This window comes from Vibrio sp. 2017_1457_13 (assembly GCF_030851525.1).
Classification (GTDB): Bacteria; Pseudomonadota; Gammaproteobacteria; order Enterobacterales; family Vibrionaceae; genus Vibrio; species Vibrio metschnikovii.
In genome coordinates this window covers 43,621-66,467 of sequence record NZ_VHTA01000004.1, presented here as the reverse complement: position 1 = coordinate 66,467, position 22,847 = coordinate 43,621, and the positions used below count along the sequence as shown (strand labels likewise).

Genomic DNA, 22,847 nt, shown 5'->3' with positions numbered 1-22,847 from the left:
ATGAACATAGACAGACTATGTGATTGCGGTGCACGAACGTAGCCAACATCGCTGTAGCTTCAAGTAGAAAGGGGATAATGACCGTGAGCAACAACGATTAACGCTCGATAATGAATAGGATTTCTAATGAAACTGTGGACATTGGCTTTATATACGTTAACCAGCTTAGTGAGTATTGCGACGGTGCAAGCTCAACCCGTCGAGCTTGATCGCGTAGCCGTGATTGTGAATAGTGGGGTGATTTTGCAAAGCGATATAGACAGCGCCTTACTAACAGTAAGAGCGAATGCAAAAACAAACCAGCAAACACTCCCCCCTGAAAATATTTTGCGTGAACAAATCATCGAAAAACTGATTGTCGATACTTTGCAACAGCAAGAAGCCGATCGTATTGGGGTACGTATTGATGACAATACCCTAAATGACGCGATTACCGAGATTGCTCACAATAATCAACAAACACCGGAACAACTTCGCTTATCGATTGCTGAACAAGGATTAACCTACCCAGAATTTCGTGAACAAATCAGAAAAGAGATCGCCGCCAGCGAAGCACGTAACGCATTAGTACGCCGCCGTATTAACATTATTCCAGCCGAAGTCGATACCTTGGCAGAGCTGCTCGCTCAAGAAACCAGCGCGACCGTACAATATAAAATCAGCCATATTCAACTGCGTTTTAACGATGGACAAGACAAATCCGAGGTTGAAGCACAAGCCAATAAGTTAGTCGCTGAACTCAACCAAGGCGCAGACTTTAGCACCATGGCCATCACCTATTCAAAAGGCCCACGGGCACTACAAGGGGGAGATTGGGGATGGATGCGTAAAGAAGAAATGCCGACGATTTTCGCCGACCAAATTAAAATGCAAAATAAAGGCAGTATTATTGGCCCATTTCGTAGTGGTGTCGGTTTCCACATTCTAAAAATTGATGATATCAAAGGCTTAGAAACGGTTGCAGTGACGGAAGTCAATGCACGTCACATTCTGATTAAACCAACGATTATTTTGAGCGATGAAGGTGCCAAAAATCAACTCAATGATTTAGTACGTCGCATCAATGCTGGCGAAGCCAGCTTTGCTGAATTAGCTCAGCAATATAGCCAAGACCCAGGCTCTGCAGCGCAAAATGGCGAATTAGGTTATCAAACACCTGAACTGTATGTTCCTGAGTTTAAACATCAAATCGAGACACTTCCGGTTGGAATAATTAGTGAACCCTTTAAAACCGTACACGGCTGGCATATTGTCGAAGTCTTGGATCGCCGCGAAGTTGACCGTACTGATGCCGCAATGAAAAATCGAGCTTATCGCATTTTGTTTAACCGTAAATTCAATGAAGAAGCCAGTACTTGGTTACAAGAGCTGCGCGCCGGTGCTTTTGTTGAAATCCTACAGGATGATCAAGATGACGATTAAACGTATCGTAGTCACCGCCGGAGAACCTGCCGGTATCGGCCCTGATTTAGTACTGGCACTATCGCAAAATGATTGGCCACATCAACTGGTGATTTGCGCCGATAAACAGATGCTCGCAGAGCGCGCCAAAGCACTGGGAATTGCAGTAAAGCTACTTGATTATCAGCCCGATCAAAAAGCCACACCGCAAAAAGCGGGGTATTTGCTGGTTGACTCAATTGCCGTATCAGAACAGGTCATTGCTGGACAGCTCAATTCCGCGAACGGTCATTATGTATTAAAAACGCTAGAAAGAGCGGCATTGGGCTGTATGAATGGTGAATTTGATGCTATTGTCACCGGCCCAGTGCATAAGGGCGTGATTAATCGCGCAGGCGTCGCTTTTAGTGGTCATACGGAGTTTTTTGCCGAGCTATCCAATACCCCATTAGTGGTAATGATGCTGGCAACGGAAGGACTACGCGTCGCTCTCGTGACCACACACATACCATTGGCAACCGTCTCTGCTGCGATAACGGCTGAACGTCTAGAAAGCATCATTCGTATTCTTCACCATGATTTGGTCGAGAAATTTGCGATTGCTCAGCCGACAATTTATGTTTGCGGTCTTAATCCTCACGCAGGAGAAGAAGGGGTATTGGGTCATGAAGAGATAGATACCATCACCCCAAGTTTAGAAAAACTTCGCCGACAAGGTATCGATTTAGTGGGCCCTTTACCGGCAGATACCATCTTTAGCGAAACATATTTGCAAAAAGCGGATGCCGTTTTAGGAATGTATCACGATCAAGTTCTCCCTGTACTAAAATACAAAGGCTTTGGTCGTTCAGTTAACATTACCTTAGGCTTACCTTTTATTCGAACCTCGGTAGACCATGGAACAGCGCTCGATTTAGCCGCAACGGGATTAGCCGATGTGGGCAGTTTTAAAACCGCTCTCGATCAAGCAATTGAATTAGTTGATAAAAAAACGCAATAACTTTGAGAACACTATGAGAAATGATGTCCATTTAGGGCACAAAGCGCGTAAACGTTTTGGTCAAAACTTTTTAAACGATCCTTATATTATTGATGGAATCGTATCCGCTATTAATCCTTTACCAGGTCAAAATTTGGTAGAAATTGGCCCAGGTTTAGGAGCCATTACAGAGCCCGTAGGCCGTGAAGTTGATAAGTTTACGGTGATCGAGCTCGATCGTGATCTAGCCGAGCGTTTACGCAACCATCCTGAATTATCGAGCAAGTTGACGATTCACGAAGGTGACGCCATGCGTTTTGACTTTCAGCAATTGGTTAAACCGAATAATAAACTGCGTATTTTTGGTAACTTGCCTTATAACATCTCGACACCGCTGATGTTTCATTTATTTGAATTTCACAAAGAAATTCAAGATATGCACTTTATGCTGCAAAAAGAGGTCGTCAACCGTTTAGCGGCAGGACCGGGTAGCAAAGCGTATGGTCGATTAACCGTCATGGCACAATACTACTGTAAAGTTGTTCCGGTATTAGAAGTCCCACCGAGTGCCTTTGTTCCGCCACCTAAAGTCGATTCTGCGGTGGTTCGTTTATTGCCTTACGAAGAACTACCGCACCCTGCAACGAGTTTAAAATGGTTGGATCGTGTCGTACGTGAAGGATTCAATCAACGCCGTAAAACGGTACGTAACTGCTATAAAGGGTTATTGGATGATGAGACCTTTGCACAGCTTGCGATTGACTCCACGATGCGTCCAGAGAACCTGACCTTGCAGCAGTTTGTATCGATGGCAAATTGGCTTGATGCTCAGAATACTCAACCCGCATAAATAGACTAGGATGGCCAACGTGCCATCCTATATTTTCTTCGTTTTGTCATCCGAATCAGGAGTATTTATGGATATTACTCATCCTTGTATCAAGATTCAGGTTCAAACTAAGTACGTGCCAGAACAATCCCATCCTGAAGCGCACCGTTACGTTTTTGCTTATCTTATTACCATAAAAAATCTCAGTACCGAAACCGTACAACTTATCAGTCGCTCTTGGTTAGTGACCGACGCTAACGGAAAACAGATGCGGATTGAAGGGGAAGGCGTCGTTGGAGAACAACCCGTTATTGCCGCCAATGATGAGTATACCTACACCAGTGGCACGGCATTAGAAACGCCGGTTGGCGTCATGCAAGGCCATTATGGAATGATCAACAGCCTCGGTGAACCTTTTCTAGCTGAAATAGACCCTTTTCGCCTAGCCGTTCCCAACGTACTGAATTAAGGGAGTTTGTGTGGCAAATTACATTGTCGGCGATATTCAAGGCTGTTTAGATGAACTGCAGCTATTGCTCAAACAAGTCAACTTTCATCCTATTAGTGACACCTTATGGCTCGCTGGTGATTTAGTCGCGCGCGGCCCAAAATCACTAGAAACACTGCGCTTTATTCGTGACTTAGGACCCGCTGCAAAAACGGTGCTCGGCAATCATGATTTACATCTATTAGCCGTATCACTGGGCATTCATCCAGCCAAAAACAAAGATAAAACATTGGCCATTTTTGCTGCGCCTGACGCTGATGAGCTACTAGATTGGGTTCGCCAATGGCCACTCTTGTTAGAACACCCCGAGTTTGTCCTCACTCATGCGGGCATCTCACCCCAATGGAATTTACAGACCGCTCGAAAAGCTGCCCACGAGGTAGAAACGGTATTACGTAGCCAACGATGGCCATGGTTACTGACCAATATGTATTCCAATACTCCGGACTTATGGAATGACGATTTACAAGGGATTGAGCGTTATCGCTATATCATTAATGCCTTCACTCGCATGCGCTTTTGCTTTTTTGATGGGCGTCTTGATATGGCGTGTAAACTTCCTCCCGCTCAAGTGAGTAGCCACGAGCTGATGCCTTGGTTTGCTCTACCCCAAAGGATTGAATTAGAAAAAACGGTGATTTTTGGCCACTGGGCAGCGCTAGAGGGCTACTTCAGTCCAAACGTAATTGGCTTAGACACTGGCTGCGTATGGGGCGGGCCGCTGACCATGTTACGTTGGGAAGATAAACAGGTCTTTAAGCAGCCAGCATTAGAGTCTAAGTCATAGGTTCTAGGTTCTAGGTTCTAGGTTCTAGGTTCTAGGTTCTAGGTTCTAGGTTTTTCAGTCTCGCGTTCTAAGATGATAAAGTCCATTGAATAAGCATTTTTGTCATCCGCCGAGTAATGTTCACGGTAACATTCATGCCAATTCGTTCCCCAATTGGGGAAATGAGTATCGCCGATGAACTGAGCATCAATCAGCGTGATGTACAGTTTATCGGCTTGAGGTAAACATTCCGTGTAAATACTGCCACCACCAATGATCATCACCTCAGGGACCGCCCCCGCCTTAAGCAAGGCAGCGTCCAGTGAAGAGACAACATCAACCCCATCGATCACCAATTCGGGATCTCGGCTGATAACAATATTGTGACGCCCAGGCAAAGGACGTCCAATCGATTGATAAGTTTTGCGTCCCATGATCACCGGTTTGCCGATAGTACACCGTTTGAACCAAGCAAAGTCAGCGGGTAAATGCCACGGCATTTGGTTGTCTTTACCTATCACTCTTTCGTTTGCCATCGCGGCAATCATACTGATGATCATCTTTCTATTCCTACTTTTGCTTAAGCTTCTAGACTATGGGTTTGCGACGATAGAATAACAGCCCGGGTATTGCTAAGCCAACTGCTAATCCCGCAATGATAAACATCGCTTTTAAGAAGTTTTCCATTAAACTCGCAAACAGCTCAGGTTTAAAGCCTAAATGGTGAATTTCTACCATCGCAATCATTGCCTTATAAGCAAATACACCGGGAACCATAGGAATTAATGCTGCTACGGTAAAGACTTTAGGATGAGCCAAAAATCGTCTCGACCACTGAACACCAATCATACCCACAATCCCTGCCGCAAACAGGCTCGCCCACTCAATCGGAATACCAAAATGCAGCATCAAATAACGCGATCCATGACCGATCGCGCCTCCTAAAGCGCAATACTTTAATGCTGGGACTGGGACATTAAAGATCAACGCAAACCCAACAGCAGGAATCGAGGCAAACAACATATCGTTGATTAACCCGAGTAATAAATCCCAACTCACCAGCGCTACCATCCCCACACTCCCGTCACGCTCATCGCGGCAATAATCCCTAAACTGGTTGCTAAGGTCAGTAAGCTTGCCATCACAAAGCGAGCGATACCCATATTGATGTAACCTTTCAGCATATCAGAAACCGAGTTGATCAATGGAAAGCCCGGTACCAGCATTAATACTGAAGACGCCATCACGATGGTTGGTTTATTACCAAGCTGATAGATCACCGCTTGAGTAGAAATGAGTGACGTGACAAACGCTGTCGCCGCAAAATTAAGTAAAGGGTTAAATTGGCGATGACCAATCTCTTGGCGCACCATCATGCCGATGGCAGAAGCGATAAAGGTCATTAGAAACACGATTCCATCACCACCAGCCAAACGACTAAACGCCGCGCATGACAAACCGATCATCACCACCACTAACCATCGGTTATAACGCTCTGGCGTTATTCGTTCAAGTTTGTGCTGTGCCATCGAGTAATCGAGTAAGCCTCGCTCCATCAAAATACAAATACGCTGGATCTGGGTCACGACTCGCATGTTAATGCCTCGATCAGCACAACGTCGAGCGGTGGTAATACAATGCTGATGATAAACGGTAGTCACCACTAATGAGCTCGCAGAGAGCGAGACTTCCACTTCATCCATGCCAGAAGCCAGCCCCATACGTCGCATAATATCGCCAACCAAAGTACTTTCTGCACCATGTGCGAGTAACATTTGACCCGCTTGAGCAATCAAACGTGAAATTGCTCGTTGTTTGGATGTCATGATTCCATTCCTAACTGCCTTGATTTATCTAAGGCCTAGTTTGCAACAAAATGTGTCGTGACGATATGATTTAGAATATAAAAAAAGCCGCAATCAAGATTGCGGCTCACTAACGTTAAACATCAAGTGGATCATTCACGGACATAAATAACATGACCGTCGTCTTCTTCATCATCCCAATCATCGTCGTCGTCATCTTCGTCAATGATCGGTTGATTGGCAATGGCATCTTTGTGGTAATCATTCCACATAAATTCCACTTTTTGCTCTTCAGAAATCTCTTCTTGCTGACGAGGTAAGGTTTCCATAAAGTCAGCTAACTTCATGCACAACTCTTTGGTACCCTGACGATTAATAGCAGAAATCTTAAAGTATTGATCTTCCCATCCCAGTGCGTCCAAAACGTTTTGAATCACTTCATTGGCTTCTTGCTCTGGCATGAGATCGGTTTTATTGAACACTAACCAACGTGGTTTTTGAGCCAATTTCTCACTGTATTGCTCAAGCTCATCAAGGATCGTTAATGCATTTTGAACAGGATCGCTTTGATCTGCAGGCATGATATCGATCATGTGTAGCAATACTCGACAACGCTCTAGGTGTTTCAGGAATCGAATACCTAGCCCAGCACCTTCCGCAGCACCTTCAATCAACCCGGGAATATCAGCAACCACAAAACTCTTTTCAGGGACGACACTCACGACACCTAAACTTGGGATCAAGGTTGTAAAAGGATAATCAGCCACTTTAGGCTTTGCTGCCGATACGGCACGAATAAAGGTTGATTTCCCAGCATTAGGCAAGCCAAGCATACCGACATCAGCAAGCAGAAGTAGCTCTAAACGCACTTCTCTCACTTCACCTTTAGTACCCATACTTTTCTGACGCGGAGCACGGTTTACCGACGATTTAAAACGAGCATTGCCTAAACCGTGCCAACCACCTTTAGCAATCATCACCTTTTTGCCATGCTCAGCGACTTCAGCGATCACTTCATTAGTATGGATATCAACCGCACGTGTACCAACAGGAACGCGCAATACTTTGTCTTTACCACGCTTGCCAGTACAGTTCGCACCACGCCCATTTTCTCCGCGCTCAGCGTCGTAAAAACGCTGAAAACGGTAGTCAATCAGTGTATTTAGGTTTTCATCAGCCAGTATATAAACATCACCACCGTCACCGCCGTCACCACCATCTGGACCGCCTTTGGTAATGAATTTTTCACGCCAGAAACTGACCACGCCGTTGCCGCCGTCACCAGCCTGAACTTTTATTACCGCTTCATCAACGAATTTCATTTGTTACTCCGCACAATTTGCGCTGCAATACCATTGCTTATTAATAGTATCAATTTTAGCAGGAGACATTAATCAGCGTCTCATCTCTGCTTTAGAACACATAACGAGTCAACCCAAACAATAGGGATCACTAGTTATAAGCACTTTGCCGATAAATAAAAAACCCCACCAAACGGCAGGGTTTTTAAATTCAGCGAGAAACTAAACTTATTCAGCTTCGATGCTAACGAATTTACGGTTCTTAGGACCTTTCACTTCGAATTTCACTTTGCCATCAGACAGAGCAAAAAGAGTGTGGTCTTTACCGATACCAACGTTATTACCAGCGTGGAACTTAGTACCACGTTGACGAACGATGATGTTACCTGCTAATACAGCTTCACCACCGAAACGCTTAACACCAAGACGTTTACTTTCTGAATCGCGGCCGTTACGAGTAGAACCACCAGCTTTTTTGTGTGCCATTGTTAAACTCTCCTAATAACTTAAGCGTTGATACCAGTGATTTTCACTTCCGTGAACCACTGACGGTGACCCTGTTGCTTACGAGAGTGTTTACGACGACGGAACTTAACGATTTTGATTTTATCGCCACGACCGTGTTGTACCACTTCAGCAGTCACTTTACCGCCCTCAACTAGAGGAGCACCAACTTGAATTGCTTCACCATTAGCGATCAGAAGAACTTTATCAAATTCTACTGTTGCGCCAGTTTCAACGTCTAATTTCTCTAAGCGAAGAGTTTGACCTTCACTTACACGGTGTTGTTTACCACCAGATTGGAAAACAGCGTACATATTTTACTCCGCTCTTTCCGCACAGCCTATGCTAACATTTTTGAGCAAAAAGGGTGTGCGCTAAACTAATCATCAATAGGGCGCAGATTCTACGTGAATGGCGTCCCCATGACAAGCCATATTTAAAAAAAATTGGCGAAAAGCTAATCGCCAAACAAAAGTGCGGCAATCATGCCTTTAAGCCATGTATTAATCAATATTTTTTAGTGTATTATTCACTAACTCAAGCAGAACATAATGCCTTACAAGCTCTAACTTCAGCCGGATTTATGATGGATTTTAAAGCTATCCAAGCGCTTACTGCCGATGACATGGCAAAAGTGGATAAAACGATACTTGCTCAACTCAATTCTGACGTTTCCCTTATTAATCAACTGGGGTTTTATATCGTCAGTGGTGGCGGTAAACGCCTACGTCCATTACTGGCCATTTTGTCAGCCAAAGCCTTAGGTTATCAAGGTGAGGGGCACACCATGGCTGCTGCGTTTATTGAATTTATTCATACGGCAACTTTGCTACACGATGATGTGGTGGATGAATCCGATATGCGGCGAGGTAAAGCCACTGCCAATGCGACGTTTGGTAACGCCGCTAGCGTACTGGTGGGCGATTTTATCTACACCCGCTCTTTCCAAATGATGACCGAACTTGGTTCGATGAAAATTCTCAAGTTGATGAGCCATTCCGTCAACGTTATCGCTGAAGGTGAAGTGCTGCAATTAATGAACTGTAACGATCCCGATACTACGGAAGAGAGTTATATGCAGGTCATTTACTCAAAAACCGCACGATTATTCGAAGCCGCCACGCAAATTGGAGCGATGTTATGTGATGCCTCTCCCGAAGTTGAGCGGGCGATGCAAAACTACGGTAAATATTTAGGTACTGCCTTCCAATTGATTGACGATGTGATGGATTACACCGCTGATGGCAAAGAAATGGGCAAGAATGTCGGTGATGATCTCGCAGAAGGTAAACCCACGCTTCCTTTGCTGCATGCAATGCGCAATAGCCAAGGAGAACAATCGGCGATGATTCGTGAAGCGATTGAAAAAGCCAATGGGATGGAGAAATTAACGGCGATTTTAGCAACGATGCAGCAAGCAGGCTCATTAGAATACACCACCGCTAAAGCGCAACAAGAAGCCGATAAAGCGATTGCCGAATTGGCTATTCTACCCGAAAGTGACTACAAACAAGCATTGATCGCTTTGGCTCATATGGCGGTCAAACGCAGTAAGTAATAAGACTCGCAAGCGAGCTCAGTCTTATTACTTCATTCACTTGTCGCCCCGACTCAAGTAAGGCGACAAGTGAGTCTTTGCTGGTTATCTAAAACCACCCTTGCCAGATTAAACCAAAGGCAAACAAAGCGCAGAGAGTTAACGTGCCAGCACCGAGTTTCTCTCGTCCCAGAAAAGGCTGCACTCCCTGCTCTCGTTTGGCTTTTATATAAAAAGCAATACCAGGCAGATACAACAGGCTTGAAAGCAATAAATAATGCAATCCAGAGGCATACAACAACCAAGCACCGTAAAGCGTTGCTCCACATCCTATCAGTAATATTTTGCCTTGTTTAGACTCACTAAGCGCCAACTTCAGTGTGTAAGCGCCGACCAAAAAGTACGGCACTAAGATCATTTCCGAAGCAAAAATCAGCAAGGTGTCGTAGGTACTACCAGCAAACATCACAACGATTAATGACACTTGGATACAAACGTTGGTTAACGTCAATGCACTCGCTGGGCTACCTGCCGCGTTTTGTTTCGCCAACCGAGCGGGAAACATACCGTCTTTTGCCCCTAAAAATGGCGCTTCCGAAGCCAACACTGTCCAGCTTAAAAATGCGCCACAAACAGAGATAATTAAACCAATCGCAATAATATACTGCCCCCAAGGACCCAGTATCTCGGTTAGTACTCTCGCCATCGACGGATTCTGATAGCTGGCTAGCTCGACGGGGACAATCACGCCCATCGATAGCAATGTCACTAAGACATAAATGGCTAACGCGGTCAGTAAACCAAAGATTGTCGCTCGTCCAATATCACGTCGCACCCGAGCTCGGTTAGAGACCACCACCGCTCCCTCGACCCCAATAAATACCCAAACGGTAATCAACATGGTGGCTTTGACTTGCGACCATAAATCGTGCTCAGCGCCAAAGTGGAGTCCGGTAAAGTCGACCGTAAACGTCTGCCATCGAAAAGCGACCATGGCACATAAAATAAACAGTACCAACGGGATCATTTTCGCGCAGGTGGTCGCCAAATTGATCAACGCTGCCGTTTGCACGCCACGTAAAACCAGCCAATGCACTAACCAAAGAAGTACCGAGGCACCCGCAATCGAAATCAACGTATTACCATCACCAAAAATAACCCGATCAGGCGTATCAAACAGCATGCCTAAAGTACTAAAGACAATCACTAGATAGGAAACATTAGCGACCATCGCACTGAACCAGTATCCCCAGGCCGAACAAAATCCAGCGAAATCACCAAAGCCAGCACGGGCATAACCAAACACACCGCTATTAATCTCTGGTTTATGGATCGCTAATTGCTGAAATGATAAGGCAAGGAAGATCATACCGATCCCGGTAATACACCAGCCAATCATCACCGCCAAAGGACTCGCCACTGCTGCCATATTTTGCGGTAGGCTGAATACCCCAGCCCCGATCATAGAACCGATAACCAAGGCGGTTAAAGAGCCTAAACCTAATTTGTTATCCATGATTATTTCCAACCTTGCTTCTGGAAAACGCTATAGTAGTCAGAAATAGCATTCAATAGCAGACTCAACGTGATCCACTTCACTAACAAAGCCAACGTTTTTACACATTCATTGCCAACGATCAAATCTATGTCAGATTGCGCCATAAAATAGCCTTAGCTACCATAAAAAAGGCCAGATAATACTATTTTCCCAGAATTAATGAATAAAAATTTAATCTAATGCCACTTTTATGACTACTTTCATAGATAAAAAATTCAAACAATCAAAAGCTTAATCATCATTTGAAACTGAGAAAAACACGCTCGAATAATATCGCTCTACAACACATCAACCGATGCAGTGCGGCTTACTATATCTAAACAATTTGGCGTTGCAGGTAATCGGCAAGTAAGCGAGTCCCCATGAGCCTAGACAGACTCTATGATTGAGGTGAACGACCTAGCCCCCTGCAAGCTTCAAGTAGGAAAGGGATAAAGGATGATGAATCGCAGAGAGAGAACCTCAAGAATGGACGATCAATTCTTGATCTTTTAGGAAAAATAAGAAGGATAGTTGATACGGGTTTTAGATCATAAGATCATCGCCAAAAAAATGCCACGAAGTCGAAACCTGCGGCATTATTCTTAGTTTTCATGCTTTACCATAACGACTACCAATACGCACGCTGGGTGAGCGAACGAAATAGCGAGTCAAATGATCTTACGTCTAACGATCGTTATTTAACGAACTCAACGCCGATCTCAATGTCTTTATTGAGCGTTTCTAACATACCGTCGAGCGCTGCTTTTTCAAAGTCACTCAATGGTCCGTAGCTCAGCACTTCCTCAACACCATTTTTACCCAGTTTAATCGGTTGAGCAAAGAAAGGTGCGTGTTCGCTACCACCTTCAACATAAGCGTATTCAATCACTGACTCGCCTTGTAGTGCTTTCACTAAAGAGAGGCCGAAACGGCACGCAGCCTGTCCCATTGATAGTGTTGCCGAGCCACCACCCGCTTTGGCTTCCACAACTTCAGTACCCGCGTTTTGAATGCGTTTAGTCAGCGCTGCAATTTCCTGCTCAGTAAACTCAACACCATCCACTTGTGACAGTAAAGGTAGAATCGTTACCCCAGAATGGCCACCAATCACAGGCACATGGACTTCGCTAGGATTTTTGCCTTTTAATTCCGCCACAAAAGTTTCAGAACGGATAACATCCAGTGTTGTGACACCAAATAGCTTGCGCTTATCGTAAACACCTGCTTTTTTCAATACTTCAGCCGCAATAGGCACGGTTGTATTGACCGGGTTAGTGATGATCCCAATACAAGCGGTTGGACAAACGTTGGCGATTCGTTCAGCGAGTGATTTGACGATTCCAGCGTTAACATTGAAAAGATCCGCCCGATCCATTCCCGGCTTACGTGCCACACCTGCCGAAATCAGCACGACATCCGCGCCTTCTAATGCAGGCGTTGGATCTTCACCGCAATAACCTTTGATCGACACTGGCGTTGGAATATGGCTCAAATCAGCAGCCACACCAGGCGTCACTGGAGCAATATCATACAAAGCAAGATCTGAACCAGCAGGAAGATGATTTTTTAATAACAGAGCTAGGGCTTGACCGATGCCGCCAGCGGCACCAATAACAGCGACTTTCATCGTAGTTCTCCTTGAGAGTGAATCTTTTATATGTTTTGGTAGGGTATCTTTTTATCCGATATCAAAAAGCTATAGCAACTACATCTTGATTACAATCACTTAACCTCAGCTTTGCGACTTTGCGCAATTCCTCACTAAGACGCGACCGCTCGTTAGGCATTATGAGGGGATTTATCAGTTATGACAAAGCATTAGCCCCTCATTGATAAGCAAACGACTGAGCGTTACAGATAGGCGACAAGTGAGAGAATCCCCATGAGCATCGATAACGCTATGATGAGGGTAAGCGAGCGTAACCAATCCCACTGTAGCGACAAGTAAGAAGGATATAAACGTAAATACGGTATTTTTACAGTGACCATTTAGACAGTTTTCGACGATAATTTGCCTCTCTATCGTGAGCTATGTGACAATAGTCATTAATGGTTGAACAGCAAAAGAAAATCCACAATGCGCCCTACAGATAAACAAGATAACTTAGTTCGTGTTTTTAAAGCCCTATTGAAAGAAGAACGCTTTGGCTCACAAAGCGATATTGTTGATGCTTTAAAGAATGAAGGATTTGATAACATCAATCAGTCTAAAGTATCGCGTATGCTAACCAAGTTTGGTGCCGTTCGTACTCGCAATGCCAAAATGGAGATGGTGTATTGCTTACCCGCTGAGCTCGGAGTGCCAACGGTATCCAGCTCACTAAGAGAGCTTGTCCTCGATGTCGATCATAATAACGCTTTAGTCGTGATACACACCGGCCCAGGTGCAGCGCAGTTAATTGCTCGTTTACTCGACTCTCTTGGTAAATCAGAAGGTATTTTAGGTGTTGTCGCTGGCGATGATACTATTTTCATTACTCCAACCATGAATATTACGACTAAACAGCTATTTACTTCTGTCTGCGAGCTCTTTGAATACGCTGGTTAAAGCGCATTAATGACGGGTTACATTGTTAAACAAATGTGACCCAATTCACATCTCGCGTATCTTGCTATATCCAACAAAAAAGACTTTAAATTAATACTTATCAAATAATTAGCCTCATTCAATAACATTACCTATCGCTCAATACCACAGTGCTACCGATGATAATTTTTTACAATTCTATAATTTATTGAGTATTTTTTGTTATTATCATTCGGCACTTTTTCTGTTTTTCAACAGAACCAGCGCCAATTTCTAGAACCAAACGACTTGCCGAGGGCGCTAACCGCGCAATAACCTCAAGTCATCAGGGGAAAGGAATCATACCCCTCGACAACCGTACAAGCTCTTTGGGAATAATAAATAAAAGGAAGGGATATTCATGTTATTGAACAAGATCATTAAAGTGGGTGCTATCGCTGCGGCTGTCATGGGAGCGAGTGCGGTTCACGCTCAGGAATTTATTACTATTGGTACTGGAGCCGTAACCGGCGTTTACTATCCAACTGGCGGTGCGATTTGTCGCTTAGTGAATCGAGACCGTCAAGAGCACAATATTCGTTGCTCTGTGGAATCAACCGGTGGTTCGATTTACAACGTCAATACCATGCGTAATGGCGAGCTCGATTTTGCTATCGTTCAATCTGACTGGCAATACCACGGTTATAATGGCACCAGTCAGTTTTCTGAACTCGGCCCTTACAAAAAGCTACGCGCGATGTTCTCTTTGCATACTGAACCTTTTAACATCATCACTCGCGCAGACTCGGGCATCAATAATGTAAAAGATCTTGAAGGAAAACGCGTTAATATCGGAAACCCAGGTTCCGGTGACCGCGCCACCATGCAAGTGGTAATGGACGCCTTTGGCTGGACCAATAGCAGTTTCAGACTAGCCTCTGAACTAAGAGGCTCTGAGCGCTCACAAGCGTTATGTGATAATCGTATTGATGCCTTTATCTATATGGTCGGACACCCCAATGGAGCCATCCAAGAAGCGACGACTTCTTGTAACGCTAAATTGGTCTCAGCAACTGGACCTGAAGTGACGAAAATTGTAGCCGAACGTCCTTACTACGCTTACAGCACCATTCCTGCGGGCATGTATCGTGGGACCGATAACGAAGTGACGAGTTTTGGGGTTGCTGCCACACTAGTGACCAGTGCCGATGTCTCCGATGACGTTGCTTATAATGTTGCTAAAGCGGTGTTTGAAAACTTTGATACCTTTACTCGTCTTCATCCCGCCTTTGCAACCTTGAAAAAAGAAGACATGGTCAAAGCTGGCCTTTCGATTCCGCTCCACCCCGGTGCTGAAAAATATTACAAAGAAGTTGGTTTACTAAAATAAATCGCGATTCGTTGTAGGTAGTCGACCCATCCTCCAATCCCCATGCCCAGCACACGGCGCGTGGGGGTTGATTGGCGGTCTCTACTCAAAGTACTTTGTTTTATGGCTATCTATTTCCTCTCCTGACAACCATGGCTGACACAGTAAAGTGACTGAACATGAATGTTTTTAGGGGAAGGCATAGAATGATTATTTATTTGCACAGCACCCTCTTCTATTGAGCCTTCAGCGAACACCATACAGCCTAACGTTCAGCGTTATGTTGTGAATCTCCATGTACTTGAGAGTATCAATACCGTTCACTGACTATCGACTAAGCAATAGAAAAGGGATAACCATCAATATTAAGGATAACGTACATGACGCAGGCAACAACTCCGTCGCAGGATGTGCAAGAGATGGTTGCACAGGCAGATACTGGCGCAAGAAATCCACAGGGTTTCTCTGGGCGCATTTTGTGGTTTGTACCACTGTGCTGGTCTCTTTTCCAACTTTGGTATGCTTCACCCCTGCCATTTATTTTTAACTTTGCGATTTTAAATGATACCGAAGCTCGCGCTATCCATTTAAGCTTTGCGGTTTTTCTCGCTTTTACCGCTTATCCCGCGTTAAAACATTCTCCCCGTGACCGCATTCCAGCCGTGGATTGGGTCTTAGCTCTGGCGGGCAGCTTCTCGGCTGCTTATATCTATCTTTTTTATACTTCTTTATCCGGTCGCTCCGGTGCACCCACCGATACTGACATCATTGTTGCTGGTATGGGTATGCTGCTGCTCCTGGAAGCTACACGTCGTGCATTAGGTCCGCCGTTAATGTGTGTGGCAGGGCTGTTTTTGCTCTACACCTTTGCTGGGCCACATATGCCCGACGTCATCGCACACAAAGGGGCAAGCTTTAATAAGGCCATGTCCCATCTCTGGCTGACTACTGAAGGCGTATTTGGTATCGCTTTAGGGGTTTCGACTTCTTTTGTGTTCTTATTCGTGCTCTTTGGTGCGATGCTAGAACGGGCCGGTGCTGGTGCTTATTTTATCAAAGTGGCGTTTTCTTTACTCGGTCACATGCGTGGCGGACCGGCGAAAGCAGCCGTTGTCGCCTCAGGACTGTCCGGTTTAGTCTCAGGGTCGTCGATAGCTAACGTGGTCACAACCGGGACCTTTACTATTCCGCTCATGAAGCGAGTGGGTTTTTCTGGTACGAAAGCTGGAGCCATCGAAGTCGCCGCTTCAACCAATGGTCAGCTTACGCCACCAATCATGGGCGCTGCGGCCTTTTTGATGGTCGAATACGTGGGTATCTCTTATGTCGAGGTGATCCGAGCAGCCCTACTACCTGCGCTTATCTCATACATTGCGCTTATCTATATTGTCCACCTAGAAGCTTGTAAAGCAGGGATGACTGGCCTACCTCGCCGTCGCCCTTCAACGTTACTCAACAGTTTGCTCTCTTTCACTGGCACCATTTTAGGGTTATGTGTAGTGAGTGCAGTGGTCTATTACGGGGTCGGTTGGACAAAAGATGTGTTTGGCGCGGCAGCGACACCGATCGTCACGCTGGCACTGTTAATCTGTTATTTTTTGCTGTTGAAAATCTCCGCTCAATACACTCACGAGCGTGAATTTAGTTTGGATGAAAACATTCAGGAAATCCCAGACGTTGGCCCAACAGTCAAATCTGGACTGCATTACTTACTGCCGATCGTGGTCTTAGTATGGTGTTTGACCGTTGAGCGTTTCTCCCCCGGATTGTCGGCTTTCTGGGCCAGTGTGTTTATGATTTTTATTCTCTTAACGCAAAGACCGATCATTGCTTGGTTTAATCGCACTAACGATGCCGCTCAACAAGCCAAAGCTGGCGTTACAGACTTACTCGAAAGTTTAGTGTCTGGTGCACGCAATATGATAGGGATTGGTGTCGCGACCGCCGCTGCTGGCACCGTGGTTGGTGTAGTCACCTTAACGGGCATTGGCTTAGTGATGACCGACTTTGTCGAGTTTATCTCTGGCGGTAACATTATGCTGATGTTGCTGTTCACCGCTGTGATTAGCTTACTTTTAGGTATGGGATTACCGACAACTGCCAACTACATTGTAGTATCGACGTTGATGGCTCCGGTGATCGTCACCTTAGGCGCACAGAGTGGATTGATCATCCCATTAATTGCCGTACACCTGTTTGTATTTTATTTCGGCATTTTAGCCGATGATACGCCTCCTGTCGGCCTGGCTGCTTTTGCTGCTGCCGCAATAGCGAAATCGGACCCCATTCGTACCGGTATTCAAGGCTTCACCTACGACATACGAACCGCTATTTTGCCATTTATGTTTATCTTTAATACCCAGTTATTACTGATGGGCATTGAATCATGGTGGCACTTAGCCTTAACCGTCGGCTCCTCGATCATCGCCATGCTGTTATTTTCAGCCGCGACTCAAGGCTGGTGGTTTACCAAAGCAAAATGGTGGGAAGTCCTGTTGCTGTTGCTGCTGACCTTTAGCTTTTTACGACCTGGATTTTGGTGGGACAAAATTTATCCGGCTAAGTATCAATACCCAGGTACGGACTTAGCCTATATCGTCGATAAAGCGCCGGTGGGTCAACCGATTGTGATGATCGTCGCCGGAGAAACCTTAATGGGCGACTATGTGTCGAAAACCGTGCAACTGCCGTTTGATGATCGAGCGCTAACGGCCGAAGAACGGATTCGTTCGATGGGGCTTACCGTTAATAAGATCAATAATCGAATGCTGATCGACGCTGTTGAGTTTCGTAGTCCAGCTGAAGCGGCAGGGATCGATTTTGATTGGGAAGTCCGTACGGTCGTCGTGGATAGCGATCGTCCAATGAAAGAATGGGTCTTTGTCCCTGCACTGTTGCTGACCTTACTGCTTGGCTGGAATCAAAGACGCCGCGCCCTCAAGAAAACGGCGATACAACCTTAACCTATTGTGACTTTGCTTTCCCCTGGCTATCGAATCTGCGGGGGAAAGCCATACAGAGATAAAAAACCATGTATAAACATATCTTAGTCCCCGTCGATTTAAATGAACAAGGCTTTGCTGATAAAGCCGCACAAAGTGCGGTATGGCAAGCAAGACACAGTGGTGCTCAACTGCATCTTTTAACCGTACTACCGGGTATTCACATGTCGATGGTCGCAACTTATTTCCCGCGTGACGCTGCCAATAAAATGAAGCAAGACGTTGGGCAACGTTTACAAGCATTTGCTCAGCAGTATCTGCCAGAGGACATTCACTATCAGTTGCATGTCGCTGAAGGAAAGCCCTACACGACCATTCTGGAGTATGCCGCCAAGCTCAAGGCAGAGTTAATTATTATGCCCAGCCATAAGCGCTCACGAATGGACAAAGTAATGCTCGGTTCAGTAGCCAGCAAGGTCGTCGAGAACGCCCCTATCCCCGTTTTAGTCATCAAACCGCAAGGTTAATTAGCAAACGGAAGGTTCATCGATTTTACCGATGAGATTAATTGTTCGATTCTCCTTTTCTTTTTGAGAATAATTATCAATAATGTTTACATCAAAAAGAAATAGGTGGGACCGGATCATGAAAAAAACACTCAGCTTCGCTGCTATTCACTTTACCATCGCTTTTACTATCGCTTATCTACTGACAGGCGATATCATTCTCGGTAGTTTAATCGCTATGCTGGAACCGATGGTCAATACTGTCGCTTTTTATTTCCATGAACGGGTATGGACTCAGCATCCAGCACTGCAACGTTACGCGGGCAAGACTCGGATAAAAACCGCCAGCTTCGCCGTCATCCACTTTAGCGTTGCTTTTGGTATTGCTTATTTACTCACTGGAAGTTGGTTAATTGGCGGCATCATGGCGATGATTGAACCCAGCTTTAATACCTGTGCTTACTACTTTCATGAAAAAGTATGGCAAAGCTTGCATCCGCAGAAAAAAAGCACCGACAAACACTTTGGCTGTGCACACTAGGTAACATGAGCCAAAATGATCGGAGCCACCCGCCGCGTTATAACGGAAAATGAGTGACACACAAGGTGTCACTCAATGCCAGTTTAACCGAGGCTTGTTGTCCGTCTAACTCAACATCAATCGTGTAAAGATCTTCAGGATTCGGTTTTTCTGCGTCGTAATAGCGAGGCGCATCGACTTGGAAAATAGCCGTTACATGATCACTGCGTACATCTATCGGTAAATGGTAAGTCATACCATCAAAACGAACTGCCGCCGACACTAAACCCGTTGCGTAGGTAGTGAAGTAAAGATTCACTAACAGCTCACAGCCACCACCATGATGCCAGATTTGCTCTGTCGTCAGATGTTCAAGGCGTAAGTGAGAAATAGCCTGTAAATAAGGCGCTCGCCAAATACCCATCCTCGAGTCGTATGCGACTCGCTTTTCTTCACCAAGCGGACAAATTGGCTCTTCAATCAACCAATCGTCTTCCTGATTTAAGAATAAAATTTCAAACCGATTTCGACCTAACTTAAGCAGCGAGCGGATCTCTTTTTTATAGCGATGTTGCGTCCCATCACAATCAAAAATAGCGGCACCATTAAGACGCACTTCGGCTGGATAATCGATGCCTTCTATCACGACATCAATAGCAGCAAACGCTAAGAGATGGTCATCGACTTCAATATCATGCATTAAATGCCATTCTTGCTGCGCGAGATCATGCTCGGCCAATTCACTTGGCAAGGCGCAACTGAATGGATTGGGAAAATAAAGATCAACTTGAGGAATGGATACGTCTGTCAGAGGCGAAAGCTGCCATGGACCAGAGAGAGAAAACTGCATTGTCATTGATTATCTTGAGCAAATTTATCTCATATATACCTGAGCGGGATCAAAAATACCAGCCGGCTGACTGGTATTTACTGTGACAAATTAATTGCTCACTGTGGCCGCGTTAATCGATAACGGCAACCACTGAAGGTTAGGCTTGCTCTTCGTCTTCGTCATCTTCTTCTGGATAAAGGGCATCTTCACCTTCGTAATACGTGCCCCACCCGTCGTAGATAACATCAAACTTTTCAGCTAACTCGACCAATTTTGCGACTTGCTGATCGATCGCTTGCGGGTCCAAAACCGATTGCATCGTCGCATCAAAACAGAACAGTTTATGACCATCTTCATCTTCAGTCTCTTCCGCTTCCAATACTTCAAAACCCAGTTTGAAAGCTTCAACGGCCGCTTTCTCTAAAATTTCAAAATCTTCAGCAAACAAGTGATGCTCGATATCGTACAAGGCTTCTGGATCACTGCCGTCGTCGAGTAGTGCTTGGATAATATCGCGAGTCTCTTCTTTTTGCATTTCGATAAAGGCTTCAACAGAGAGATATTCATCTTCATGAGACATAATGGTGACTCCAGAGTTTATAAACAGGCTCAAAAATTAGCGCGAAATATCGCACGGATCGTCAATAATTACTACCGAGAAAAGCCGCTTTACACTAACTTCTCGTGTAAGCGGCCGATTTTATTCCGTCAATTATTCTGTCCCACCCACAGTTAACGCATCCAACTTCAACGTTGGTTGGCCAACACCGACCGGAACACTTTGTCCCGCTTTACCACAGACACCAACACCGCGATCAATACTAAGGTCATTACCGACCATTGAGACTTGCTGCATCGCTTCAATACCAGAGCCAATTAATGTCGCTCCCTTGATAGGGCGTGTCACTTTACCATTTTCAATCAAATACGCCTCTGAGGCCGAGAAAACAAATTTTCCAGAGGTAATATCCACTTGACCACCCCCAAAATTAGGCGCGTAAATCCCTTTCTTAACACTGGCAATGATCTCTTCTGGAGTATGCTCGCCGGGTAACATATAGGTATTGGTCATACGAGGCATCGGCAAATGAGCATAGGATTCACGGCGACCATTCCCCGTTGGGGCAACGCCCATTAAATGCGCATTGTGCTTATCTTGCATGTAACCTTTAAGCACGCCTTTTTCAATCAGCACATTGTATTGACCGTGGACCCCTTCATCATCGACATTCAATGAACCACGTAAATCCTTTAACGTTCCATCATCGACAATCGTGCACAGCTTAGAGGTCACTTGCTGACCGATTTTTCCAGAGAAAACAGAAGACCCTTTACGATTGAAATCACCTTCCAAGCCATGGCCTACTGCTTCATGCAATAAGACACCAGGCCATCCAGAACCCAATACTACTGGCATGGTACCCGCAGGAGCCGCCACCGCTTCTAAATTCACCAACGCTTGGCGAATCGCTTCATCGGCGTAGGCAAAAGCAATTTTTTGGCCATTTTCTTCATTTAAAAAGTAATCATAATTAAATCGGCCGCCGCCTCCTGCGCTGCCGCGCTCACGACGATCGCCTTTTTTAGCCAACACGGAGATCGATAAACGCACCAACGGACGAATATCACCAGCATAAGTCCCATCGGTTGCCGCAACCAGCATCTGTTCATGAACCCCACTCAGGCTCACCGAGACTTCTTGAATCAAAGGCTCTTTGGTTCGAATATAAGCATCGAGCTGTTGTAGTAGCTCAGTTTTTTTCTGTTTTTGCCAATTCTCTAATGGGTTATCCGCCGCATAATATGCTTGGTTATCACTGCGTCGAAACGCCTGAACCTGACCATTTTTGGCTTGAGTCGCAATGCCTCGTGCGGCAATCGCACTTTGCTTTAATCCATCAAGCTGAATTTGATCCGAGTAAGCAAAACCGGTTTTTTCACCGCTGATCGCCCGTACACCAACCCCACAGTCGATATTAAATGAACCATCTTTAATAATGCTATCTTCTAAAACCAGCGATTCATGCCAACTCGATTGAAAATAGAGATCAGCATAATCAATATCGCGAGTCATGATACTGGCTAGCGTGTCAGCAATATCCTGTTCAGTCAGGCCGGTTGGGGCGAGTAACGCTTGTTCAATACGGGTAATACTCATAGCGGATTCTTTTTCTCTATAAATTGATGATGAAAACGTGTGTGCTCAAGCACGGGCATGTTTTGACGAATAGTTTGCAGCGAGCGTAAATCAATATCGACCAAGAGATTATCGGCTTCAGGACCGAGAGCGGCGGTGATCTCTCCCCAAGGGTTGATCACCATCGAATGTCCCCAAGTCTGCCTTCCCCCTGCGTGCTGCCCTGTTTGTCCAACGGCGACGACCCAACACTGGGTTTCAATCGCTCTCGCCCGTAATAACAACTCCCAGTGGGCTTGACCAGTCACAGCGGTAAACGCAGCAGGGACCAGTAAAATTTGTGCACCTTTTCGGCGTAGCTCACTGTATAAGGTAGCAAAACGCAGATCATAACAAATCGATAAGCCTAAATTAGCCAATCCCGTGTTCGCTACCACTACGCGCTGCCCCGCACAGAATAACGACGATTCACGATAACAGCGATGCTGATCAGCGACATCAACATCGAACAAGTGTAGCTTATCATAGTCTGCTAGCCATTCGCCCTGAGGTCCGAATAAAATCGAGGTACTGGTGATCCCCGTTGTGCGCCGAATGGGTAAGCTCCCCAGCAGTAAATAAACCTGATGCTGTTTAGCCAATAGAGCGAACCGCTGCTGAATAGGTCCTACATTCAATGGCTCTGCATTTTGCTGGTATTGCATATGGCTAGCAAATAGGGTCGCGTTTTCTGGCGTGACTATCAATTGTGCGCCTTGGCTCGCCAGCTGGGCGACCTGCTGTTCAATGTAGCTTAGGTTATCATTTACGACGTCACTTGACGTCATTTGCACCAATCCTATTCGCAGCATGATTCTCTCCTTGG

General features: G+C 45.4%; 23 protein-coding genes. 11 read left to right on the top strand and 12 right to left on the bottom strand.

The window, feature by feature from the left end; all coding sequences use genetic code 11:
* Positions 1-126 precede the first annotated feature (126 nt).
* The 5 genes from surA to apaH all read left to right on the top strand — a co-directional run bounded on the left by surA (position 127) and on the right by apaH (position 4,504).
* Complete coding sequence (gene surA, locus FKN88_RS06390; RefSeq protein WP_154169252.1) at positions 127-1,422, top strand: peptidylprolyl isomerase SurA; 1,296 nt, start codon at positions 127-129, stop codon at positions 1,420-1,422.
* On the top strand, positions 1,412-2,401 hold the full coding sequence (pdxA, locus tag FKN88_RS06385) for a 4-hydroxythreonine-4-phosphate dehydrogenase PdxA (protein WP_306687366.1): 990 nt from the start codon (positions 1,412-1,414) through the stop codon (positions 2,399-2,401). Before surA ends, pdxA begins: the two co-directional genes overlap by 11 nt.
* Before the next feature lie 13 nt (positions 2,402-2,414).
* Positions 2,415-3,230 carry a 16S rRNA (adenine(1518)-N(6)/adenine(1519)-N(6))-dimethyltransferase RsmA gene (gene rsmA / locus FKN88_RS06380; protein WP_154169254.1) on the top strand — a complete coding sequence of 272 codons (816 nt, stop codon included), beginning with the start codon at positions 2,415-2,417 and terminating at the stop codon, positions 3,228-3,230.
* Between the two features lie 67 nt (positions 3,231-3,297).
* Positions 3,298-3,678: a Co2+/Mg2+ efflux protein ApaG gene (apaG, locus tag FKN88_RS06375; RefSeq protein ID WP_004396073.1), complete on the top strand. Its 381-nt coding sequence runs from the start codon at positions 3,298-3,300 to the stop codon at positions 3,676-3,678.
* 10 nt (positions 3,679-3,688) lie between these two features.
* Positions 3,689-4,504, top strand: a complete 816-nt coding sequence (gene apaH, locus FKN88_RS06370; protein WP_004396074.1) for a bis(5'-nucleosyl)-tetraphosphatase (symmetrical) ApaH — start codon at positions 3,689-3,691, stop codon at positions 4,502-4,504.
* A gap of 38 nt (positions 4,505-4,542) precedes the next feature.
* Here apaH and folA read toward each other — a convergent pair whose 3' ends face one another.
* From folA to rplU, 6 genes are all read right to left on the bottom strand, one after another.
* Entirely contained in the window at positions 4,543-5,043 is a 501-nt protein-coding gene (folA, locus tag FKN88_RS06365; RefSeq protein WP_004396075.1) for a type 3 dihydrofolate reductase, read from the bottom strand.
* 28 nt (positions 5,044-5,071) lie between these two features.
* On the bottom strand, positions 5,072-5,545 hold the full coding sequence (locus FKN88_RS06360; protein WP_161425480.1) for a threonine/serine exporter family protein: 474 nt from the start codon (positions 5,543-5,545) through the stop codon (positions 5,072-5,074).
* Between the two features lie 2 nt (positions 5,546-5,547).
* Positions 5,548-6,309 carry a threonine/serine exporter ThrE family protein gene (locus FKN88_RS06355; protein WP_004396077.1) on the bottom strand — a complete coding sequence of 254 codons (762 nt, stop codon included), beginning with the start codon at positions 6,307-6,309 and terminating at the stop codon, positions 5,548-5,550.
* Between the two features lie 131 nt (positions 6,310-6,440).
* On the bottom strand, positions 6,441-7,610 hold the full coding sequence (gene cgtA / locus FKN88_RS06350; RefSeq protein ID WP_004396078.1) for an Obg family GTPase CgtA: 1,170 nt from the start codon (positions 7,608-7,610) through the stop codon (positions 6,441-6,443).
* Between the two features lie 207 nt (positions 7,611-7,817).
* Complete coding sequence (rpmA, locus tag FKN88_RS06345) at positions 7,818-8,075, bottom strand: 50S ribosomal protein L27 (protein WP_004396079.1); 258 nt, start codon at positions 8,073-8,075, stop codon at positions 7,818-7,820.
* A gap of 20 nt (positions 8,076-8,095) precedes the next feature.
* Positions 8,096-8,407 carry a 50S ribosomal protein L21 gene (gene rplU / locus FKN88_RS06340; RefSeq protein ID WP_004396080.1) on the bottom strand — a complete coding sequence of 104 codons (312 nt, stop codon included), beginning with the start codon at positions 8,405-8,407 and terminating at the stop codon, positions 8,096-8,098.
* 272 nt (positions 8,408-8,679) lie between these two features.
* Between rplU and ispB the strand changes: the two genes are divergently transcribed.
* Positions 8,680-9,651, top strand: a complete 972-nt coding sequence (gene ispB / locus FKN88_RS06335; RefSeq protein ID WP_154170703.1) for an octaprenyl diphosphate synthase — start codon at positions 8,680-8,682, stop codon at positions 9,649-9,651.
* 88 nt (positions 9,652-9,739) lie between these two features.
* On the opposite strand, the gene FKN88_RS06330 is transcribed toward ispB, so the two are convergent.
* Both FKN88_RS06330 and mdh read right to left on the bottom strand, forming a co-directional pair.
* Positions 9,740-11,146, bottom strand: coding sequence for a basic amino acid/polyamine antiporter (locus FKN88_RS06330; protein WP_154169258.1), 1,407 nt, complete (start codon positions 11,144-11,146; stop codon positions 9,740-9,742).
* Between the two features lie 718 nt (positions 11,147-11,864).
* On the bottom strand, positions 11,865-12,797 hold the full coding sequence (gene mdh, locus FKN88_RS06325; RefSeq protein WP_004396084.1) for a malate dehydrogenase: 933 nt from the start codon (positions 12,795-12,797) through the stop codon (positions 11,865-11,867).
* A 450-nt stretch (positions 12,798-13,247) separates the two neighbouring features.
* Here mdh and argR point away from each other — a divergent pair, with 450 nt between their 5' ends.
* From argR to FKN88_RS06300, 5 genes are all read left to right on the top strand, one after another.
* The gene (argR, locus tag FKN88_RS06320) at positions 13,248-13,718 is read left to right on the top strand and encodes a transcriptional regulator ArgR (RefSeq protein WP_004396085.1); all 471 of its coding nucleotides are present in this window, start codon (positions 13,248-13,250) and stop codon (positions 13,716-13,718) included.
* Between the two features lie 379 nt (positions 13,719-14,097).
* Positions 14,098-15,066 (top strand): TAXI family TRAP transporter solute-binding subunit, encoded by a 969-nt coding sequence (locus FKN88_RS06315; RefSeq protein WP_154169260.1) that lies wholly within the window; start codon positions 14,098-14,100, stop codon positions 15,064-15,066.
* Between the two features lie 359 nt (positions 15,067-15,425).
* Positions 15,426-18,008 carry a TRAP transporter permease gene (locus FKN88_RS06310; protein ID WP_154169262.1) on the top strand — a complete coding sequence of 861 codons (2,583 nt, stop codon included), beginning with the start codon at positions 15,426-15,428 and terminating at the stop codon, positions 18,006-18,008.
* Positions 18,009-18,076: 68 nt separating this feature from the next.
* Positions 18,077-18,514, top strand: a complete 438-nt coding sequence (locus FKN88_RS06305; protein WP_040904710.1) for a universal stress protein — start codon at positions 18,077-18,079, stop codon at positions 18,512-18,514.
* Between the two features lie 118 nt (positions 18,515-18,632).
* A complete protein-coding gene (locus FKN88_RS06300; RefSeq protein WP_154169264.1) occupies positions 18,633-19,034 on the top strand; it encodes a DUF2061 domain-containing protein in 402 nt (133 codons plus the stop codon).
* Positions 19,035-19,071: 37 nt separating this feature from the next.
* Here FKN88_RS06300 and FKN88_RS06295 read toward each other — a convergent pair whose 3' ends face one another.
* The 4 genes from FKN88_RS06295 to FKN88_RS06280 form a co-directional block, all read right to left on the bottom strand.
* A complete protein-coding gene (locus tag FKN88_RS06295) occupies positions 19,072-19,863 on the bottom strand; it encodes a hypothetical protein (protein ID WP_154170704.1) in 792 nt (263 codons plus the stop codon).
* Positions 19,864-20,002: 139 nt separating this feature from the next.
* Positions 20,003-20,425, bottom strand: a complete 423-nt coding sequence (gene rraB / locus FKN88_RS06290; RefSeq protein ID WP_004396090.1) for a ribonuclease E inhibitor RraB — start codon at positions 20,423-20,425, stop codon at positions 20,003-20,005.
* A gap of 132 nt (positions 20,426-20,557) precedes the next feature.
* Positions 20,558-22,003 (bottom strand): metalloprotease TldD, encoded by a 1,446-nt coding sequence (tldD, locus tag FKN88_RS06285; protein WP_154169266.1) that lies wholly within the window; start codon positions 22,001-22,003, stop codon positions 20,558-20,560.
* Complete coding sequence (locus FKN88_RS06280) at positions 22,000-22,833, bottom strand: carbon-nitrogen hydrolase family protein (RefSeq protein WP_154169268.1); 834 nt, start codon at positions 22,831-22,833, stop codon at positions 22,000-22,002. Before FKN88_RS06280 ends, tldD begins: the two co-directional genes overlap by 4 nt.
* Positions 22,834-22,847 lie beyond the last annotated feature (14 nt).

Excerpts from the sequence above, each read along its gene's own strand:
- surA (WP_154169252.1), top strand. The coding sequence starts at position 127 with ATGAAACTGTGGACATTGGCTTTATATACGTTAACCAGCTTAGTGAGT.
- pdxA (WP_306687366.1), top strand. The coding sequence starts at position 1,412 with ATGACGATTAAACGTATCGTAGTCACCGCCGGAGAACCTGCCGGTATC.
- rsmA (WP_154169254.1), top strand. The coding sequence starts at position 2,415 with ATGAGAAATGATGTCCATTTAGGGCACAAAGCGCGTAAACGTTTTGGT.
- apaG (WP_004396073.1), top strand. The coding sequence starts at position 3,298 with ATGGATATTACTCATCCTTGTATCAAGATTCAGGTTCAAACTAAGTAC.
- folA (WP_004396075.1), bottom strand. The coding sequence starts at position 5,043 with ATGATCATCAGTATGATTGCCGCGATGGCAAACGAAAGAGTGATAGGT.
- FKN88_RS06355 (WP_004396077.1), bottom strand. The coding sequence starts at position 6,309 with ATGACATCCAAACAACGAGCAATTTCACGTTTGATTGCTCAAGCGGGT.
- cgtA (WP_004396078.1), bottom strand. The coding sequence starts at position 7,610 with ATGAAATTCGTTGATGAAGCGGTAATAAAAGTTCAGGCTGGTGACGGC.
- rpmA (WP_004396079.1), bottom strand. The coding sequence starts at position 8,075 with ATGGCACACAAAAAAGCTGGTGGTTCTACTCGTAACGGCCGCGATTCA.
- rplU (WP_004396080.1), bottom strand. The coding sequence starts at position 8,407 with ATGTACGCTGTTTTCCAATCTGGTGGTAAACAACACCGTGTAAGTGAA.
- ispB (WP_154170703.1), top strand. The coding sequence starts at position 8,680 with ATGGATTTTAAAGCTATCCAAGCGCTTACTGCCGATGACATGGCAAAA.
- FKN88_RS06330 (WP_154169258.1), bottom strand. The coding sequence starts at position 11,146 with ATGGATAACAAATTAGGTTTAGGCTCTTTAACCGCCTTGGTTATCGGT.
- mdh (WP_004396084.1), bottom strand. The coding sequence starts at position 12,797 with ATGAAAGTCGCTGTTATTGGTGCCGCTGGCGGCATCGGTCAAGCCCTA.
- argR (WP_004396085.1), top strand. The coding sequence starts at position 13,248 with ATGCGCCCTACAGATAAACAAGATAACTTAGTTCGTGTTTTTAAAGCC.
- FKN88_RS06315 (WP_154169260.1), top strand. The coding sequence starts at position 14,098 with ATGTTATTGAACAAGATCATTAAAGTGGGTGCTATCGCTGCGGCTGTC.
- FKN88_RS06310 (WP_154169262.1), top strand. The coding sequence starts at position 15,426 with ATGACGCAGGCAACAACTCCGTCGCAGGATGTGCAAGAGATGGTTGCA.
- FKN88_RS06305 (WP_040904710.1), top strand. The coding sequence starts at position 18,077 with ATGTATAAACATATCTTAGTCCCCGTCGATTTAAATGAACAAGGCTTT.
- FKN88_RS06300 (WP_154169264.1), top strand. The coding sequence starts at position 18,633 with ATGAAAAAAACACTCAGCTTCGCTGCTATTCACTTTACCATCGCTTTT.
- FKN88_RS06295 (WP_154170704.1), bottom strand. The coding sequence starts at position 19,863 with ATGCAGTTTTCTCTCTCTGGTCCATGGCAGCTTTCGCCTCTGACAGAC.
- rraB (WP_004396090.1), bottom strand. The coding sequence starts at position 20,425 with ATGTCTCATGAAGATGAATATCTCTCTGTTGAAGCCTTTATCGAAATG.
- tldD (WP_154169266.1), bottom strand. The coding sequence starts at position 22,003 with ATGAGTATTACCCGTATTGAACAAGCGTTACTCGCCCCAACCGGCCTG.
- FKN88_RS06280 (WP_154169268.1), bottom strand. The coding sequence starts at position 22,833 with ATGCTGCGAATAGGATTGGTGCAAATGACGTCAAGTGACGTCGTAAAT.